The sequence below is a fragment of the Mesorhizobium sp. P3_A9 genome (genome assembly GCF_056402975.1).
In genome coordinates this window covers 36,057-53,053 of the sequence record NZ_JBFUGJ010000006.1, presented here as the reverse complement: position 1 = coordinate 53,053, position 16,997 = coordinate 36,057, and the positions used below count along the sequence as shown (strand labels likewise).

The 16,997-nt window shown below is 63.7% G+C and carries 15 protein-coding genes; 11 read left to right on the top strand and 4 right to left on the bottom strand.

What is annotated here, in order from left to right; translation table 11 throughout:
* The first annotated feature begins 3 nt into the window (after positions 1–3).
* Both AC1DX0_RS02425 and AC1DX0_RS02420 read left to right on the top strand, forming a co-directional pair.
* The gene (locus AC1DX0_RS02425; protein ID WP_477220727.1) at positions 4–1,047 is read left to right on the top strand and encodes a tartrate dehydrogenase; all 1,044 of its coding nucleotides are present in this window, start codon (positions 4–6) and stop codon (positions 1,045–1,047) included.
* 17 nt (positions 1,048–1,064) lie between these two features.
* The gene (locus tag AC1DX0_RS02420) at positions 1,065–2,522 is read left to right on the top strand and encodes an NAD-dependent succinate-semialdehyde dehydrogenase (protein ID WP_477220726.1); all 1,458 of its coding nucleotides are present in this window, start codon (positions 1,065–1,067) and stop codon (positions 2,520–2,522) included.
* 25 nt (positions 2,523–2,547) lie between these two features.
* On the opposite strand, the gene AC1DX0_RS02415 is transcribed toward AC1DX0_RS02420, so the two are convergent.
* Positions 2,548–3,822 (bottom strand): NAD(P)/FAD-dependent oxidoreductase, encoded by a 1,275-nt coding sequence (locus AC1DX0_RS02415; RefSeq protein ID WP_477220725.1) that lies wholly within the window; start codon positions 3,820–3,822, stop codon positions 2,548–2,550.
* Between the two features lie 16 nt (positions 3,823–3,838).
* Entirely contained in the window at positions 3,839–4,507 is a 669-nt protein-coding gene (locus tag AC1DX0_RS02410) for a haloacid dehalogenase type II (protein WP_477220724.1), read from the bottom strand.
* On the opposite strand from AC1DX0_RS02410, the gene AC1DX0_RS02405 reads away from it, so the two are divergent.
* The 8 genes from AC1DX0_RS02405 to AC1DX0_RS02370 all read left to right on the top strand — a co-directional run bounded on the left by AC1DX0_RS02405 (position 4,506) and on the right by AC1DX0_RS02370 (position 13,224).
* The gene (locus AC1DX0_RS02405) at positions 4,506–4,646 is read left to right on the top strand and encodes a hypothetical protein (RefSeq protein ID WP_164762593.1); all 141 of its coding nucleotides are present in this window, start codon (positions 4,506–4,508) and stop codon (positions 4,644–4,646) included. The two genes, AC1DX0_RS02410 and AC1DX0_RS02405, sit on opposite strands and share 2 nt — an antisense overlap.
* A gap of 181 nt (positions 4,647–4,827) precedes the next feature.
* A complete protein-coding gene (locus tag AC1DX0_RS02400) occupies positions 4,828–5,667 on the top strand; it encodes a GNAT family N-acetyltransferase (protein ID WP_127327812.1) in 840 nt (279 codons plus the stop codon).
* A gap of 14 nt (positions 5,668–5,681) precedes the next feature.
* Complete coding sequence (locus tag AC1DX0_RS02395) at positions 5,682–7,055, top strand: aminotransferase class III-fold pyridoxal phosphate-dependent enzyme (protein ID WP_477220723.1); 1,374 nt, start codon at positions 5,682–5,684, stop codon at positions 7,053–7,055.
* A gap of 267 nt (positions 7,056–7,322) precedes the next feature.
* Positions 7,323–8,015 (top strand): HAD-IA family hydrolase, encoded by a 693-nt coding sequence (locus tag AC1DX0_RS02390; protein ID WP_477221085.1) that lies wholly within the window; start codon positions 7,323–7,325, stop codon positions 8,013–8,015.
* Positions 8,016–8,077: 62 nt separating this feature from the next.
* Entirely contained in the window at positions 8,078–9,688 is a 1,611-nt protein-coding gene (locus AC1DX0_RS02385; RefSeq protein ID WP_477220722.1) for an ABC transporter substrate-binding protein, read from the top strand.
* Between the two features lie 85 nt (positions 9,689–9,773).
* Positions 9,774–10,724, top strand: coding sequence for an ABC transporter permease (locus AC1DX0_RS02380; protein WP_127327816.1), 951 nt, complete (start codon positions 9,774–9,776; stop codon positions 10,722–10,724).
* Positions 10,725–10,726: 2 nt separating this feature from the next.
* Complete coding sequence (locus AC1DX0_RS02375) at positions 10,727–11,572, top strand: ABC transporter permease (RefSeq protein ID WP_477221084.1); 846 nt, start codon at positions 10,727–10,729, stop codon at positions 11,570–11,572.
* Complete coding sequence (locus AC1DX0_RS02370; RefSeq protein WP_477220721.1) at positions 11,569–13,224, top strand: ABC transporter ATP-binding protein; 1,656 nt, start codon at positions 11,569–11,571, stop codon at positions 13,222–13,224. The genes AC1DX0_RS02375 and AC1DX0_RS02370 overlap by 4 nt, the downstream gene beginning before the upstream one ends.
* Positions 13,225–13,351: 127 nt before the next feature.
* Here AC1DX0_RS02370 and AC1DX0_RS02365 read toward each other — a convergent pair whose 3' ends face one another.
* The gene (locus AC1DX0_RS02365; RefSeq protein ID WP_477220720.1) at positions 13,352–13,828 is read right to left on the bottom strand and encodes an Lrp/AsnC family transcriptional regulator; all 477 of its coding nucleotides are present in this window, start codon (positions 13,826–13,828) and stop codon (positions 13,352–13,354) included.
* A gap of 58 nt (positions 13,829–13,886) precedes the next feature.
* A complete protein-coding gene (locus AC1DX0_RS02360) occupies positions 13,887–15,962 on the bottom strand; it encodes an oxidoreductase (RefSeq protein WP_477220719.1) in 2,076 nt (691 codons plus the stop codon).
* A gap of 72 nt (positions 15,963–16,034) precedes the next feature.
* Here AC1DX0_RS02360 and AC1DX0_RS02355 point away from each other — a divergent pair, with 72 nt between their 5' ends.
* Positions 16,035–16,976 (top strand): LysR substrate-binding domain-containing protein, encoded by a 942-nt coding sequence (locus AC1DX0_RS02355; RefSeq protein ID WP_477220718.1) that lies wholly within the window; start codon positions 16,035–16,037, stop codon positions 16,974–16,976.
* The last annotated feature ends 21 nt before the right edge of the window (positions 16,977–16,997 follow it).

Below are 16,997 nucleotides of genomic sequence, written 5' to 3'. Positions count from 1 at the left end.
CCGATGAAGTCCTATTCGATCGCCCTGATCCCCGGTGACGGCATCGGCCGCGATGTGACCACCGCCGCCTGGTCGGTGCTCGAGACCGCGGCCAGCCACGCGGGCTTTGCCTTGACCGGAACCGAGTTCCCGTGGTCCTGCAAATTCTACAAGGAGACAGGCCGCATGATGCCTGAAGACGGCATCGAGACCTTGCGCGGCTTTGACGCCATCCTTCTCGGCGCCGTCGGCTGGCCGGCGGAGGTGCCGGATTCCGTTTCGCTGCATGGGCTGCTGCTGCCGATCCGCAAGGCGTTCGTGCAATATGCCAACATCCGGCCTCACCGCCTGCTGCCGGGCGTGACCGGCCCGCTGCGGGCGGAAAATTTCGACATATTGTGCATCCGCGAAAACACCGAAGGCGAATATTCCGGCGCCGGCGGGCGCGTGCATCAAGGCACGCTGGACGAGGTCGCGGTGGAGACCTCGATCTTCACCCGCGCCGGCGTCGAGCGCATCTTGCGTTTCGGCTTCGAGCAGGCGCGGACACGGCGCGGCAAGCTCGCCTCCGTCACCAAATCCAACGCACAGAAATACTCGATGGTGTTCTGGGACGAGATCACGCGAAAGCTGGCCGCGGAGTACTCTGACGTCGCCGTGACCAGCTATCATGTCGATGCGCTCGCCGCGCGCATGATCATGGCGCCGGAGAGCCTCGACGTGGTCGTCGCCTCCAACCTGTTCGGCGACATCCTCACCGACATCGGCGCGGCGATTCAGGGCGGGCTCGGCTACGCCGCCTCGGCCAACATCAATCCCGGCCGCTCGGCGCCATCCATGTTCGAGCCGGTGCACGGCTCCGCGCCCGACATCGCCCATCTCGGCATCGCCAATCCGATCGCCGCCATCTGGTCCGGCGCCATGATGCTCGATCATCTCGGCGAAAAGGCCGCGGCCGACCGCGTTATGCAGGCGGTCGAGGCCGCAACCGCCAGAGGCATAGGCACCATTCCCGGCAAGGACCGGACGGAGGCCATCACCGCCGCTGTCGTCGCGGCACTCACCTGATTGCAAGGTCGTTTTCGATGAAAAACCTCAGAGACAAAAGCCTCCTCCGCCAAGCCGGCCTGATCGGCGGCAAATGGGTCGCTGCCGGCTCCGGCAGGACGGTCGACGTCATCGATCCGGCAACCCAGGCGGCGATCGGCACGGTGCCCGACATGGCCGGTCCGGAGACCCGTGCGGCCATAGAGGCGGCGGCTTCCGCCTATGGGGGCTGGAAGAAGAAGACCAACGCCGAACGCGCCGCCCTGCTGGAAGCCTGGCACAGCCTGATGTTGGCGCATCTGGATGATCTGGCGCTGATCCTGACGACCGAGCAGGGCAAGCCGCTGGACGAGGCCAAAGGCGAGATCCGCTACGGCGCATCCTTCGTCAAATGGTTCGCCGAGGAAGCGCGCCGCATCAATGGCCACACCATCCCCTCGCCCACCTCCGACCGCCGCATCATCGTGCTGAAGGAACCGGTAGGCGTGTGCGGCATCATCACGCCGTGGAATTTCCCCAATGCGATGATCACCCGCAAGGTCGCGCCGGCATTGGCCGCCGGCTGCACCGTGGTGATCAAGCCGTCCGAGTTCACCCCCTATTCGGCGCTGGCGCTCGGCGTGCTTGCCGAGCGCGCCGGCATCCCCGCCGGCGTCATTAACATCGTCACCGGCATGCCCACGGAGATCGGCAACGAGATCATGGCGAACGAGGCCGTCCGCAAAATCTCCTTCACCGGCTCGACGCGGGTCGGTTCGCTGCTGATGCGCGGGGCGGCCGACAGCGTGAAGCGGCTCAGCCTCGAACTCGGCGGCAACGCGCCCTTCATCGTCTTCGACGACGCCGATCTCGATCTCGCGATCGAGGGTGCGCTGGTCTCTAAGTTCCGCAATGGCGGCCAAACCTGCGTCTGCGCCAACCGCATCCTCGTCCAGGCCGGTGTCTACGAAACCTTCGCCGCCAAGCTTAGCGCACGCGTCAACGCCATGACGGTGGGGCCGGGCACGCAGCCCGGCGTCGCCATCGGGCCGATGATCAACATGGCAGCGGTCGAGAAGATCAACCGCCACGTCGAGGACGCGCTCGCCAAGGGTGCTGCGATCATCACCGAGAAGCCGGCTCTGCCGGACGGCCCTCAGTATGTCGCGCCGCTGGTGCTGACTGGCGCCACGAAAGAGATGCAGCTTGCCGGAGAGGAAACCTTCGGCCCGGTCGCACCACTTTTCCGTTTCGAGACGGAAGAGGAAGCGATCGCGCTGGCCAATGGCACGCCGTACGGGCTTGCCTCCTACTTCTACACCGAGAATTTGAAACGCGCCTGGCGCGTCGGTGAGGCGCTGGAGTTCGGCATGGTGGGCTTGAACACCGGCTCGGTCTCGATTGAGGTCGCCCCCTTCGGCGGCGTCAAGCTGTCCGGCCTCGGCCGCGAGGGCGCGCAGGCCGGCATCGAGGAGTATCTAGAGATGAAGAGCTTCCACATCGGCGGGCTGGGCTGAAGCCCCGATCGGGCCGGATCGGCGATCACTGAATACGGTCGAGCGCCTTGTAGTAGAGGCCGACCATCGGCAGGAACCAGGGTTTGCCGGAGTATCCGGGAATGGACGGCCATTCGAGCCCCTTCATCGGATTGCGATCTTCGCGGCCGAGCATGGCATCGGCGAGGATGATGCCGAGTTGGGTGGAGAGCTGCGCGCCGTGGCCGGAATAGCCCATCGCGAACCAGACACCGTCATGGTAACCGGCGCGCGGGAAGCGATCCTTGGTCATATCGACCAGCCCGCCCCAGCAATAGTCGATCTCGACCTTGGCGAGTTGCGGAAAGATGGCCGCGAGGCCTGCCTGCAATATCTCTCCGCTCCTGGCGTCGGAGCGCTGGTCGGATGTCGCCGAAAAGCGTGCGCGGCCGCCGAAGATCAGGCGCCTGTCTGGCGACAGCCGGAAGTAGTTGCCGATGTTCATCGAGGTCACGCAGGTTCGGTTGCCCGGCATGGTGGCAGTGATCTCGGCGTCACTCAACGGCCGCGTGGCGATGATGAAGCTGCCGACGGAGATGATCCTGCGGCGGAAGTAGCCGAAGTCAGGCGTCGTGTAGGCGCCGGTCGCCACCAGCACATTGTCGGCGCTGATCCGGCCACGCGAGGTGGTCAGCTCATGCCTGCCGCCGGCCTGCGTGTGGTTGGTAACCGCCGCGTTCTCGTGGATCACGGCTCCATAGCGGGCGGCTGAAGTGGCGAGACCCGCCACATAGCGGCCCATATGCATCATGGCGCTCTTCTTCGACAGCATCGCGCCGTGGAATGGCGAGCCGATCTCGGACTTGAGATCCGCCGCCGACAGCAGCGCCGTATCGGGATCCACTTCGGCATGGAGGGCTTCGAAGTTGCGGGCGATCGCATCAAAATGCTGCGGCTTGGAGGCGAGCTTCAGCTTGCCGGCGCGGCGGAAATTGCAGTCGATGCCTTCCTCCGCGACCAGCGCCTCGATGGTGTCGACGGAGTCGTCGAGCGCCCGGTAGAGCGCGATGGCGCGTTCCTTGCCGAGCTCCGCCTTGGCGGAGAGATAGCCGTGGGCGAGGCCATTGTTTAGGTGTCCGCCATTACGTCCAGATGCGCCCCAACCCACACGTTCCGCCTCCAGCACGGCCACCTTGGCTCCGGCCTTCGCCAATTGGCGTGCGGCGGCGAGACCGGTGAAGCCGCCGCCGATGATGGCGGCATCGTAGTGCCCCTCGACCGGGCCTTGCGCCCCGCCGGAAAAGACAGGGGCCGTGTCGTGCCAGTAGGAGACGAACTTCATCGGCAATCCGCCTGTTTCAGAGCCCAACGACGCCTGGAAGACCGGAAATGTCTGATATCTCGACATAGCCGTAGTACGGGTTGGCCGGTTCATGGCCGCGATTGACCCAGACCTTGTTCTTGATGCCGAGATCGTGTGCCGACATCAGGTCGTAGCGGAACGAAGACGAGCAGTGAAGAATATCTTCCGGGCCGCAGCCCAGCCTGTCGAACATGTATTCGAAGGCCTTGAAGCGGGGCTTGTAGGCCTGCGCCTGCTCGGCGGTGTAGACGGCATGAAACGGCGCGCCGAGCTTTTCAACATTGGACATGATCTGCGCGTTCATGGCGTTGGACAGGATGACCAGCGGAATTTCCTTGGCGACCTTCGCCAGCCCGGCCGGAACGTCGGCGTGCGGCCCCCAGGTCGGGACGCGCTCGTAGACCATTCGGGCATCGTCGGCGCTGAAGGCGACGCCGTTACGCTTGCAGGTGCGCTCGAGCGCATTGTGGACGACGTCGGCATAGGGCTTCCAGTCGCCCATGATCTCGTCGAGCCGATACGCCGCGAAGTTCTTGATGAATTCCTGCATGCGCGGCTCGTCGAGCCGGCTGCCGTAGAGGTCGCGCGCCGCTTCCGCCATCTGGAAAAAGGTCAACGTGCCGTAGCAGTCGAAGGTGATGTATTTGGGCCTGAAGGAAGCCATGTCCGTCGATCTCCGGTGGAAGCACATCCGCGCTGGGATGTATTTCATCATAGGACGGCAGGTGGCGACCCACCTGACCGAAATCGCCCTCCCGAAAGCAGAAAGTTCCGTATCCGCCATCCGGTTTGGCACGCTGTAGCATCTGGCGTGCCGATCGCGGCGCCGCGATCGGCGTGAAACGCATCCGCCGCGGACGATGCCAGCACAAGATGCGGCGCACCGCTTGCGCTACGGCGAAAGATACCGCCGAGGCCAATGCCTTCAGATGATCTGCGGCGCGCCGATGGCCGAGACTTGGGCACTAGACGGAAGGATGCCTCATGCAGCAGGGCGAGATCGAACTCCAGGCCTTCGGGCCGGACCATATTGAGGGAGCGGTGGTGCTTTCTCGCCAGGAGAATTGGCCGCATCGGCCGCAGGACTGGCAGATGGCGCTGCAGCTCTCGAACGGTGCGGTCGCGCTCGACGATCAGGGCCGTGTCACCGGAACCATCCTGGTGACGCCCTATGGCATGGATTGCGCCATGATCAACATGGTGATCGTCGACAGGAATGTGCGGGGCAAGGGGCTTGGGCGCCGGCTGATGGATCAGGCCTTCGCACTTGCCGGCGACCGTCCGCTGCGGCTCGTCGCGACAGCGGACGGCATGCCGCTCTATGAAAAACTCGGCTTCGTGCCGTCCGGTACGATCCGGCAACATCAGGGCAGCGTTGCCGAGCTTGGTGCGCCCGGCGGCGTGGAAGCCGCGGGCACCGCCGACCTCGCGGAGATCAAGGCGCTGGACCGCGATGCCTACGGCGCCGACCGTGAAGCTCTGATCGATGCGCTGGCGGAGCGCGGCCAATTCGCGGTCATCCGCCGTAACGGCGCCATCGAGGCCTATGCCGCGATCCGCCCGTTCGGACGCGGCGAGGTGATCGGTCCGGTCATCGCGGGAAGCACCGACGAGGCTAAGGCCCTGATCGGCTTCTTCGCCGCGCCGCGTCCCGGAGCCTTCCTGCGCGTCGATACCGGCAGCGGGACCGGCATCGCCGGCTGGCTCGAGGAAATCGGCCTCGCCCATGTCGGCGGCGGCGTGGCCATGGACCGTCCACCCAAGACGAACATGGAACAGGCCAGACCGAAAGTTTACGCCCTCGCCAACCAGGCGCTGGGCTAGTCCGGAGGACAACAATGCTCGCCAATTCCCTGATCGAACTCGATCGCGCCCATCTCATCCACCCGGTCTCTTCATACCGTGGTCATGAGGCGCAAGGCGTGCGCGTCTTGAAATCGGCGAAGGGGGCGACCGTGACCGATGCGTCCGGCCGGCAACTTCTTGACGGCTTCGCGGGGTTGTGGTGCGTCAACGCCGGCTACGGCCATGACAGCATCGTCGAGGCGGCGGCCCGGCAGATGCGCGAGCTTCCCTACGCCACCGCCTATTTCGACCTCGGCTCTGAGCCGGCCATCCGCCTCGCCTCGGAACTGGCTGAGCGCGCGCCCGGAGATCTCAATCATGTCTTCTTCACGCTTGGCGGGTCGGACGCGGTCGACAGCACGATCCGTTTCGTCCGCTATTACTGGAATGCCAGGGGCGAGCCAAAGCGCGACCAGTTCATTTCCATCGAGCAGGGCTATCACGGGTCGTCGGTGGTCGGCGCGGGCCTGACCGCCCTGCCCGCCTTTCACGCAGGCTTTGGCATTCCCTTCGAATGGCAGCACAAGATCCCCTCCCCCTATCCCTATCGCAACCCGGTGGGCGAGGACGGCAACGCGATCATCGCCGCATCGCGCGCCGCGCTGAAGGCCAAGATCGAGGAGATCGGACCGGAGCGGGTCGCTGCCTTCTATGCCGAGCCGATCCAGGGCTCGGGCGGCGTCATCGTGCCACCGAAAGGCTGGATCAAGGCTATGCGCGAGCTCTGCCGGGAGCACGGCATCCTGTTCATCGCCGACGAGGTCATCACCGGCTTCGGCCGCACGGGCCCTTTGTTCGCCTGCACCGATGAGGACATCGTTCCCGATTTCATGACGACCGCGAAGGGGCTGACCTCGGGCTATGTTCCCATGGGCGCCGTGTTCATGGCCGATCATGTCTACGACGTCATCGCCGATGGCGCAGGCGCCTCGGCCGTCGGCCACGGCTACACCTATTCCGCCCATCCCGTCAGCGCCGCCGTCGCGCTCGAAGTTTTGAAGCTCTACGAAGACGGCCTTCTCGAGAACGGCATCAAGGCCGGCGCCCGCCTGATGGCTGGCCTGGAGGGCCTGAGGGACCACCCGCTCGTCGGCGACGTGCGCGGCCGCGGCATGCTTGCCGCCGTCGAACTGGTGGTCGACAAACAGAAGAAGGCGCCGCTTCCGGCGTCGGCCATGCCGGCGCGGCGCGTCTTCGACAGGGCGTGGGACAATGGCCTGATCATCCGTGCCTTTGCCACCGGGGTTATCGGCTACGCACCGCCGCTCTGCTGCACCGACAGCGACATCGACGCGATCATCGAACGCACGCGCCGGACGCTCGACCAGACGCTGGCCGATCCCGATGTCCGCCAGGCTCTGGCATGACGGCGGCGAAATATGTCGTGTCTCGAAATATCGCCGGGGCAGACGATTTCGCAATTTTGTGCCGCCCCCTCACGCCTTTTCGGCGAATCCAGCGCGGGGGAAGTGCCAGACTGTTGATACGACAAGGCCAGAAAGCCCGGATATCCGGGCCTTCGAAAAAGGCCTACGCCCCGGACAGCACGGAATTTTGTTCTGTTCAACACATGCAATTCGGCCGCGCGCAGAGGAGACCCAGTCTTGGCCAGGGGCTTTAGCGAATTCAAATACATGACCTTCGATGTCGTCGGCACGCTGATCGACTTCGAAGGCGGCATCACGACTTGCCTGGCCGGGATTGCCGCCGAGGCCGGCGTTTCGCTCGATGGCGAGGAAGCGCTGAGCCTTTACCGGCAGGCCCGCTACATGCCCGATGCAAGCCTGTTTCCCGACGATCTCGTGCGTGTCTACACAGTCATCGCGCCGCGGCTCGGCCTGCCGCCCGAGGAGAGATACGGCGTCCGCCTGCGGGATTCCGCCAGCCTCTGGCAAGGCTTCCCCGACAGCGCGGCGGCATTGGCGGACCTTGCGAAGTCGCACAGGCTGATTGCCATGACCAATGCCCGGCGCTGGGCGCTCGATCATTTCGAGAAGCAACTCGGATCACCCTTCTTCGCCACATTTACAGCCGACGATACAGGCACGGAGAAACCGGACCCGGCCTTCTTCCAGAAGGTCTTCGATTTCGTGGCTTCCCGGGGCGACAGCAAGGACGACATCCTGCACGTGGCGCAAAGCCAGTACCACGACATCGGCATATCCCGGGCGCTTGGCATGACCAATTGCTGGATCGAGCGCCGGCACGCCCAGAAGGGCTATGGCGGCACGATCGAGCCCGAGCGTTTCACCACGCCGGACTACCACTTCACGTCAATGGCGGCCCTTGCCGCCGCCGTGCGGGAAAGCCTGAAGCAACGAACCTGAGCCCAAGCCCGGAAAGCCGCAGGAAGACGAGCAACCCGGAAAACAAACGAAAGGGGAATGATATGACCGACAAGATCACGAACTGGACCAGCGCAGACGATGCCATGGTCGAAAATGCCATTCGGCGGGGCGCGAGCCGCCGTGAACTCCTCAAGATGCTGTTGGCCGGCGGCGCCGCGATTGCCGCGGGCAGCATGGTGCTTGGCCGCGCCACCAATGCCGTCGCCGCCACGCCGGTTTCCGGCGGGAGCTTCAAGGCCGCCGGCTGGTCGTCCTCGACCGCCGACACGCTCGATCCGGCAAAGGCGTCGCTGTCGACCGACTATGTCCGCTGCTGCTCGCTCTACAACCGCCTGACTTTCCTCGACAAGGATGGCGTCACGCAGATGGAGCTGGCCGAAAGCTTCGACAGCAAGGACGCCAAGACCTGGACCGTAAAGCTGCGCAAGGGCGTCACCTTCCACGACGGCAAGGCCCTCACCGCCGACGACGTCGTCTTCTCGATGAAGCGCCATCTCGATCCGGCGGTCGGTTCCAAAGTCGCCAAGATCGCGGCCCAGATGACCGGCTTCAAGGCCGTCGACAAGTCCACGGTCGAAATCACGCTCGCCGATCCGAATGCCGACCTCCCGACCATCCTGGCGCTGCATCACTTCATGATCGTCGCCGATGGCACCACCGACTTCTCCAAGGGCAACGGCACCGGTGCCTTCGTGCTGCAGACGTTCGAACCGGGCGTGCGGTCGGTCGTCACCAAGAACAAGAACTACTGGAAATCGGGCCAGCCCTATCTCGACTCGTTCGAATTCATCGCCATCAGCGACGACAGCGCCCGCGTCAACGCCCTGCTTTCCGGTGACATCAACTTCGCCGCCTCGATCAATCCGCGCGCGATGAAGCTCATCGGCGGCCAGCAGGGCTTCGAATTGTCGAAGACGACCTCGGGCAACTACACCGACCTCAACATCCGGCTCGACATGGATCCGGGCAACAAGGCCGACTTCGTGGCCGGCATGAAATACCTCGTCAACCGCGAGCAGATCGTCAAATCGGCATTGCGCGGCCTTGGCGAAGTCGGCAACGACCAGCCCGTCTCGCCGGCGAACATCTTCCACAATGCCGACCTCAAGCCGAAGGCCTTCGACCCCGACAAGGCCAAGTTCCACTTCCAGAAGTCGGGCTTGCTCGGCCAGTCCATCCCGGTGATCGCCTCCGATGCCGCGACCTCGTCGATCGACATGGCGGTGATCATCCAGGCCGCCGGAGCCGACATCGGCATGAAGCTCGACGTCCAGCGCGTCCCGTCCGACGGCTATTGGGACAATTACTGGCTCAAGGCGCCGATCCATTTCGGCAACATCAATCCACGCCCGACGCCGGACATCCTGTTCTCGCTGCTCTACGCCTCCAACGCGCCCTGGAACGAAAGCCAGTACAAGTCGGAGAAGTTCGACAAGCTGATGATCGAGGCGCGCGGCTCGCTCGACCAGGCCAAGCGCAAGGAAATCTATGGCCAGATGCAGACCATGATCTCCGAGGAGGCCGGCACCATCATCCCGGCCTACATTTCCAACGTGGATGCCCTCTCCAGCAAGGTGAAGGGTTTGGAGGCGAACCCGCTCGGTGGCATGATGGGCTACGCAATGGCGGAATATCTCTGGCTCGAAGCCTGAGAGGCGCCTGCCGGGGGCCGGATAGCCGGTCCCCGGTACAATTGCGCAACATGGCTTGGCCGAACGCAACCGCAGGAGCGCTTCCATGACGTCTGGGGTTTTAAACCTCGTGTTGAAGCGGCTGGCGATCGCGGTCGTTACACTTCTGATCGTCCTGTTCGCCGTGTTTTTCGCCACCAGCATGCTGCCCGGCGACACCGCGTCGATCCTGCTCGGCCAGGCGGCTACGCCTGAAGCCGTTGCCGGCTTGCGCGAGGCCATGCATCTCAACGATCCGGCAATCCTGCGCTTCCTGCGCTGGCTTCTCGGCCTGCTCCACGGCGACCTCGGCACCTCCTATGCCAATGAGATGCCGGTCGCGGCGCTGATCGGCGGGCGCTTCGTCAACACCATGGAGCTCGCCGGCATCACCACGCTGCTTTCGGTGCCGCTGGCGCTGACGCTGGGCATCACCGCCGCGATGCTGCGCGGCTCCTTCTACGACCGCACCGTCACCATTCTTGCGATCGGCGTCATCTCGGTGCCGGAGTTCATGGTCGCGACGCTGGCGGTCCTGCTTTTCGCTGTCTATCTCAAATGGCTGCCGGCGCTGTCCTCGGTCAATGAGGCGCATACGCTGACCGACCTCGTGCGCATCTATGCGATGCCGGTGATCACACTCACCTTCGTCATCTCCGCCCAGATGATCCGCATGACACGCGCCGCGGTGATCGAAACGCTTTCCACGCCCTATGTCGAGATGGCGCTTCTCAAAGGCGCCTCACGCGGCCGCATGGTGCTCAAGCACGCGCTTCCCAATGCGCTCGGGCCGATCGTCAACGCGGTTGCGCTGTCGCTGTCCTACCTGGTCGGCGGCGTGATCATCGTGGAGACGATCTTCAACTATCCCGGCATCGCCAAGCTGATGGTCGATGCGGTCGCGACCCGCGACCTGCCGCTGATCCAGAGCTGCGCAATGATCTTCTGCCTCGGCTATCTCTTGCTCATCACGATCGCCGACATCATCGCCATCATGTCCAACCCGAGGCTCAGGTGACGATGGCGCGCGTGGCAACTTCCCGACGGTCCTTCCTGGGTCACAGCTACAATCTCGTGGGCGTCGTGGCCGCGCTGGTCATCCTGGCGTGGACGCTGATCGCCATCTTCGCGCCCTATATCATTCCCCATTCGATCGGCGACATCGTCGACGACGATTATTTCGGCCCGATGCGTCAAGGCCTATGGCTCGGCTCGGACTATCTGGGGCGCGACATGCTCTCGCGGGTGCTGATGGGCGCGCGCTACACCGTCGGCATATCGCTCGCCGCCGTCGTCATCGCCTGCGTCTCGGGCGTCGTGCTGGGGATGATCGCGGCCGTCACCGGCGGCTGGCTCGACAGCTGCCTCAGCCGCTTCCTCGATGCGATGAACTCCATCCCCAGCAAGCTGTTCGGCCTTGTGGTCGTCGCCGCGGTCGGCTCGTCGATCCCGGCGCTGATCCTGACGCTCGCCGTCATCTATATCCCCGGCGCCTACCGTTTCGCGCGGGCGCTCGCCGTCAACATCAACAGCATGGACTTCATGACCGTCGCTCGGGTCCGCGGCGAAAGCACCGCCTATCTCATCGGATCCGAAATACTGCCCAATATCATGCGCCCGGTGCTGGCCGACTTCGGCCTGCGCTTCGTCTTCATCGTGCTCTTGCTCTCCGGCCTGTCCTTCCTCGGGCTCGGCCTGCAGCCGCCCCTCGCCGACTGGGGCGCGCTGGTGCGCGAGAACATTGGCGGCCTGCCCTTCGCGGCGCCCGCCGTCATCATTCCGTCGCTGGCGATCGCCAGCCTCACCATCAGCGTCAACCTGCTGATCGACAACCTGCCGCAGAAGATCAGGGACAGGGACGCATGAGCAATCTCGTCGAGGTCAGGAACCTGAGGATCGAGGCGACGACCGACGCCGGTCGCGTCGTCGAGATCATCAAGGGCGTCAGCCTCGACATCGCCGATGGCGAGATCGTCGCCCTGATCGGCGAAAGCGGTTCCGGCAAGACGACGATCGCGCTCTCGCTGATGGGCTATGCGCGTCCTGGCTGCCGGATCACCGGCGGCGAGATCAATGTCAACGGCAAGAACATGGCGGCACTTTCCGAAAAGCAACGCGCAAGGTTGCGCGGCACCGACATTGCCTATGTTCCGCAAAGTGCCGCCGCCTCCTTCAACCCCTCGTCCACCATCATGGAGCAGGTGATCGAGGTGACGCGCATCCACGGGCTGATGCCGCCCGAGCAAGCGCGAAAGCGAGCGGTCGAGCTGTTCCGGGCCTTGTCGCTGCCGGATCCGGAAGGGATCGGCGCGCGTTATCCGCACCAGGTTTCGGGCGGGCAATTGCAGCGGCTGTCGGCGGCCATGGCGCTCATCGGCGATCCCAAGCTGATGATCTTCGACGAACCGACGACGGCACTCGACGTGACGACGCAGATCGACGTGCTGAAGGCATTCAAATCGGTCATGCGGGCTGGCGGGATAGCGGGTGTTTACGTTTCCCATGATCTCGCGGTCGTCGCCCAGATCGCCGATCGCATCGTGGTGCTGAAGGGCGGCGAAGTGCAGGAGACCGGCACCACGGCTCAGATTCTTTCGGCTGCCCAGCACCCCTATACGCGCGAACTGCTGGCCGCCTTCGAGCCGAAACCGCGGCAAGCACATGCGGACGCGGATGCCGGGACGAAAGAGCTGCTGCGTATCGACAATGTGACCGCCGGCTATGGCGCGGTGCGGGGTGACGGACTGCCGCTTGTCCGCGCTGTCAATTCCGTCAGCCTGGTCGTCGAGAAGGGGCGCAATCTCGGCGTCATCGGCGAATCCGGCTGCGGAAAATCGACGCTGGCGCGCGTCATCGCCGGCATCCATCCGGCGGCGGCCGGCGACATCATATTCGACGGCAAGGAATTGCAGCGCGCCGCAGGGAAACGCAGCCAGGACCAGCTGCGCGAGATGCAGATCGTGTTCCAATATGCCGATACCGCGCTCAATCCGGCCAAGCCGGTGGAGGACATCATCTCCCGGCCGCTAGCCTTCTATCACGGGCTCGACAGACAGGCGCGCTCGAAGCGCGTCGACGAACTGCTCGACATGGTTCGCCTGCCGAGGACACTGCGCTACCGTCGCCCGTCGGAGCTTTCTGGCGGCCAGAAGCAGCGCGTGAACTTCGCGCGCGCCCTGGCGGCCGGACCCAAGCTCATCATCTGCGACGAAATCACCTCGGCACTCGACACGGTGGTGGCGGCCGCGGTGATCGAACTGCTCAAGGAGCTACAGCGCGAGTTGGGCCTTTCCTACATTTTCATCAGCCACGACCTCTCCGTCGTCGAAGCGATCTGCGACGAAATCATGGTCATGTATAATGGGCAGCGGGTGGAGCAGATCACGCCCGACAGACTGCAGGCGCCCACCCACCCCTATTCCAAGCTTCTGTTCTCCTCCGTGCCGAAGCTCGATCCGACATGGCTCGATGGCCTCGTCCGCGATCCTGAGCTCGTCAGCCAGTATGGCCATCGATAGGGCGGTTAGCCGTTTCATGGAAACAGCTAACCGCCTATCTATTTGTTTTTAAAGCAATTCCCTAGGGAAAGCGCTACGCGCTTTTCCCGGGGAAATCCGCTTCACACTTTTCCTGGAATTGCTCTGACTACATCGGAAACAGGCTGGGCAGCGGCATGTGCGCCTTGAGGATGGGAGATTTCAGCACCACGAAGCTGAAATACTTGTCGATGCCGATATCCATGTCGCTCAGCCGCTCCATGATCTCCTGGTACTCGCCGATGCCGGCGGCGACGAATTTCATCAAATAGTCGTAACGGGCGGAAACTCGGTGGCATTCGACGGCCGCATCAACCTTGTCGACGGCGGCAAGGAAACGCGCGAAGTCGATCTGACGATGGTTCTTGAGCGTAATTTCGGTGAAGACGGTGAGCGTCCGCCCCAGCTTTGCGATGTCGATCTGCGCCGAATAACGCACGATATAGCCTTCGGCATGCAGCTTCTTGACCCGCATCAGGCATGGGCTGGGGGAGAGATTGACCCGTTCCGCCAGCTCCACATTTGTGATGCGGCCGTTCTTCTGCAGCTCGTACAGAATCTTGATGTCGATCCGATCGAGTTTCATGGGCTAGCGTGCTTCCTGTCAGGGCAAATCAGCCTGCCGCAGTCGGCTTTCACCCTGTCTACAATTGCGAGCAGAGCCGGTAGGCCTCATAGATCGACGAGTAGATGTCCCGGCTGGCAACTGCGTCTCCAATGCGGTGCAAGACGAACGATCCGGCAGCTTGGGGACCATTGTCCCGCTTCGTTTCCGTTCCCGTCATCAGTGCTATGTCGGTGACGCCGTTGTTGGCTGAGCGCGCCCGCAATTCCTGGTAGGTATCCTCCATGGGGACCGTGCCGCGCTCGACAATGAGTTGGGCCGCCATCATTTCCGTTTCCGCACCGGTGAGCTCATGCCGGAACGTGGCGGCGATGCCGTTGCCCTGGCGCGCTGCCTTGACCAAGCGCACATCGCTGACGACGCGGATGCCGCGTTCCGCAGCGCGTTTGCGGAAACTCACCCGGTCCGGATAGGGCGTCTCGATCGCCAGCGTGTCGTCCGCTATAGCCAGGCTGACCACGCGCCCGGGACGGGCAAGATGCAGGGCGCAGGAAATTGCGGCCTGGCGTCCGGTCTCGTCGTAGATCAGCACGTCGTCCTTCGCCGGCACGACCCCGGTCAGGACGTCCCAGACGCTGTCGCAATGTTCGGCGCCCTCCAGCCTTTCCATATCGGGAACGCCGCCGGTGGCGACGATGACCGCGTCCGGTTGCTCGGCGAGGACGATCTCTGCGTCCGCATAGGTGTTGATACGGACTTCCACGCCCAGGCGAGCGAGTTCGTCGACGCGCCAGTCGACTATGCCGATGAGATCCTTGCGGTCGGACGCCGATGCCGCGACGAGCACCTGTCCACCAAGTCGCGCCCCGGCTTCGAGCAAGCTCACTCTGTGGCCGCGCTCGGCGGCGACCCTTGCCGCTTCCATCCCGCCCGGACCACCGCCGACCACGACCACACGTTTCGGCGTCTCAGCCCGCACGATGGTATGGCTGATGATCGTTTCATGGCCGCTGGCCGGGTTGTGAATGCACTGCACCTTCTTGTACAGGCAGTAGGATGCTCCGACACACGGACGAATGCGTTCTTCTTCGCCGCGCATCACCTTGTTGATGATGTGCGGGTCGGCAATATGCGCCCGGGTCATGCCGATCAGGTCGACAAGGTTCTCGCGGATCGCATGCCGCGCCGTCGCTATGTCCCGAATGCCCGCGGCGTGGATCACGGGCAGCCTGGTTTCCTGTTTGAACTGTCCGACCAGCGGCAAGAACGGCGCGCTCTGGCTGAACATGCCGGGCATGTTCTGCTCAGCCAGCGACAGGTCGGTATCCATGCGGCCAAAGATGCAATTGAAGAAGTCGATATGACCTTCCCGCTCGAACAGCCTGGCGAAGGCAAGGCATTCCTCGAAATCCGACCCGTCCTCGACGGCCTCGTCGATCACGAACCGGATGCCGACAGCGAAATCGCCGCCCACCGCGCGGCGGATCGCCTCGTGAACCATCAGGCCGAAGCGCGCGCGGTTTTCCAGCGAGCCGCCGAAGCCATCCGTGCGTCTGTTGGTTCGGAGCGAGAGAAATTGACCAATCAGATGCCCGCCTGTGACGGTTTCGACGCCATCAAGACCGCCGTCCACGCAGCGCCTGGCGGCACTGGCATAGTCCTTGATGATCCTGTCGATGTCCGCGGCGTCCATCTCCTTGGGAAAATTCCGGTTTCGCGTCTCGCGAATGCGTGACGGCGCCACCGGCGGCAGCCAGTTCCCGGCATAGGCAGTGGCGCGCCGGCCAAGGTGCGAGACCTGGCACATGACGGCAGCGCCGTGGCGATGCACCCGCTGCGACAGCGACTGGAGATGAGGCACGATGCGATCGGTCGAAAGGTCCAGCTGACCGCCGCCCCAACTCGAGTCGGGCGACGTCATCGCCGAGCCGCCCACCATGGTCATCGCCAGGCCGCCGCGCGCTTTCTCCTCATGGTAGCGCTGGTAGCGCTCGAGCGGCAGGCCGCCATCGTCCAACATCGAAGCATGACTGGTGCTGACGACACGGTTGCGCAGCGTCAGACCCTTGAGCCGAAACGGCTGCAGCAGAGGATCGCTGGATGTGCTGCCCGCTTGAGATCCCGCTATCTTCACGTCCCGCTCCGCCCCATTCATGAGGGTTATAGTTCGCCATTTCCGGGACCATAGAAAGCTTGTAAATTGTTGGGGTGTCTATACGCTGGGCGTATGGCTGGTTTTGCTAAACTCGTTCCCTCCGCGCGCGGACTGCTTGTCTTCGAAGCGGCTGTCCGGTCGGGTAGCTTCACAGCCGCGGCGCGCGAGTTCAACGTCACGCAACCATCGATCAGCCGCAGCATTGCCCAGCTCGAGGCCGATTTTGGCGTTCCTCTTTTCACACGAGACCCAACGGGGTTGACCCCAACCCCGGACGGACGCGCCCTCTATTCGGCCGTGCGGGAGGGATTTGACGGCATCGCGGAGATGATCCGGAGAATCAAGCAGAACAGCGCTGCAAAGCCGGTGGTGACCCTTTCCCTTTCGAGCTCTCTGGCAACCTATTGGTTCGTTCCGAGGTTAGGGGCATTCAACACCAGGTTTCCCGACGTCGACCTGAGATTCGAACTGATCGCAGGCGTCCTGCGAGGACCCGCCGAGAATGTCGACCTTGCCACGAGAATCCTGGCCGATGACGACACCCACTATCACCACTGGGCATTCTCGCCTGAGATCATCGTTCCGGTTTGCAGCCCATCCTATTTGTCGGCCCACGGTCGGTTGATCCATGCCGGAACCGGGGAAGGTCATGCCCTGCTTCACCTGACCGACGCCAAGGAGCAATGGCTGGACGCCTGGGGCAGTGTGGCGGACCGCAAGACCAGCAGGGCAAAGTGGCTCGAATTCTCGGACTACGCCGTCGTGCTTCAAGCCGCGATGAACGGGGAAGGCGTGGCGCTCGGCTGGCTCAGCAACGTTTCAAGGGCATTGCTTCAGGGAACCCTTGTCCCGGCCTCGGACAGGCAGATCAAGACAGGCCGGATCCATCAGCTGATTGCTCCGCGCTCGAGGCCGGTACGGCCTGTCGTCTCCGATATCCGCGCCTGGATGATCGCCGAGATGCAAGCCGAATTGGAAGCACTGCACCCGATCTTGCGGCCGGACACCTGGTAGCGGCTACAGGCGCAGCGCGCA

Bases quoted from the DNA above. Each gene is read 5' to 3' on its own strand.
- AC1DX0_RS02360 (WP_477220719.1), bottom strand. From the start codon at position 15,962: ATGAATGGGGCGGAGCGGGACGTGAAGATAGCGGGATCTCAAGCGGGC.
- AC1DX0_RS02355 (WP_477220718.1), top strand. From the start codon at position 16,035: ATGGCTGGTTTTGCTAAACTCGTTCCCTCCGCGCGCGGACTGCTTGTC.
- AC1DX0_RS02425 (WP_477220727.1), top strand. From the start codon at position 4: ATGAAGTCCTATTCGATCGCCCTGATCCCCGGTGACGGCATCGGCCGC.
- AC1DX0_RS02395 (WP_477220723.1), top strand. From the start codon at position 5,682: ATGCTCGCCAATTCCCTGATCGAACTCGATCGCGCCCATCTCATCCAC.
- AC1DX0_RS02410 (WP_477220724.1), bottom strand. From the start codon at position 4,507: ATGGCTTCCTTCAGGCCCAAATACATCACCTTCGACTGCTACGGCACG.
- AC1DX0_RS02400 (WP_127327812.1), top strand. From the start codon at position 4,828: ATGCAGCAGGGCGAGATCGAACTCCAGGCCTTCGGGCCGGACCATATT.
- AC1DX0_RS02390 (WP_477221085.1), top strand. From the start codon at position 7,323: ATGACCTTCGATGTCGTCGGCACGCTGATCGACTTCGAAGGCGGCATC.
- AC1DX0_RS02405 (WP_164762593.1), top strand. From the start codon at position 4,506: ATGTCCGTCGATCTCCGGTGGAAGCACATCCGCGCTGGGATGTATTTC.
- AC1DX0_RS02420 (WP_477220726.1), top strand. From the start codon at position 1,065: ATGAAAAACCTCAGAGACAAAAGCCTCCTCCGCCAAGCCGGCCTGATC.
- AC1DX0_RS02375 (WP_477221084.1), top strand. From the start codon at position 10,727: ATGGCGCGCGTGGCAACTTCCCGACGGTCCTTCCTGGGTCACAGCTAC.
- AC1DX0_RS02415 (WP_477220725.1), bottom strand. From the start codon at position 3,822: ATGAAGTTCGTCTCCTACTGGCACGACACGGCCCCTGTCTTTTCCGGC.
- AC1DX0_RS02365 (WP_477220720.1), bottom strand. From the start codon at position 13,828: ATGAAACTCGATCGGATCGACATCAAGATTCTGTACGAGCTGCAGAAG.
- AC1DX0_RS02370 (WP_477220721.1), top strand. From the start codon at position 11,569: ATGAGCAATCTCGTCGAGGTCAGGAACCTGAGGATCGAGGCGACGACC.
- AC1DX0_RS02385 (WP_477220722.1), top strand. From the start codon at position 8,078: ATGACCGACAAGATCACGAACTGGACCAGCGCAGACGATGCCATGGTC.
- AC1DX0_RS02380 (WP_127327816.1), top strand. From the start codon at position 9,774: ATGACGTCTGGGGTTTTAAACCTCGTGTTGAAGCGGCTGGCGATCGCG.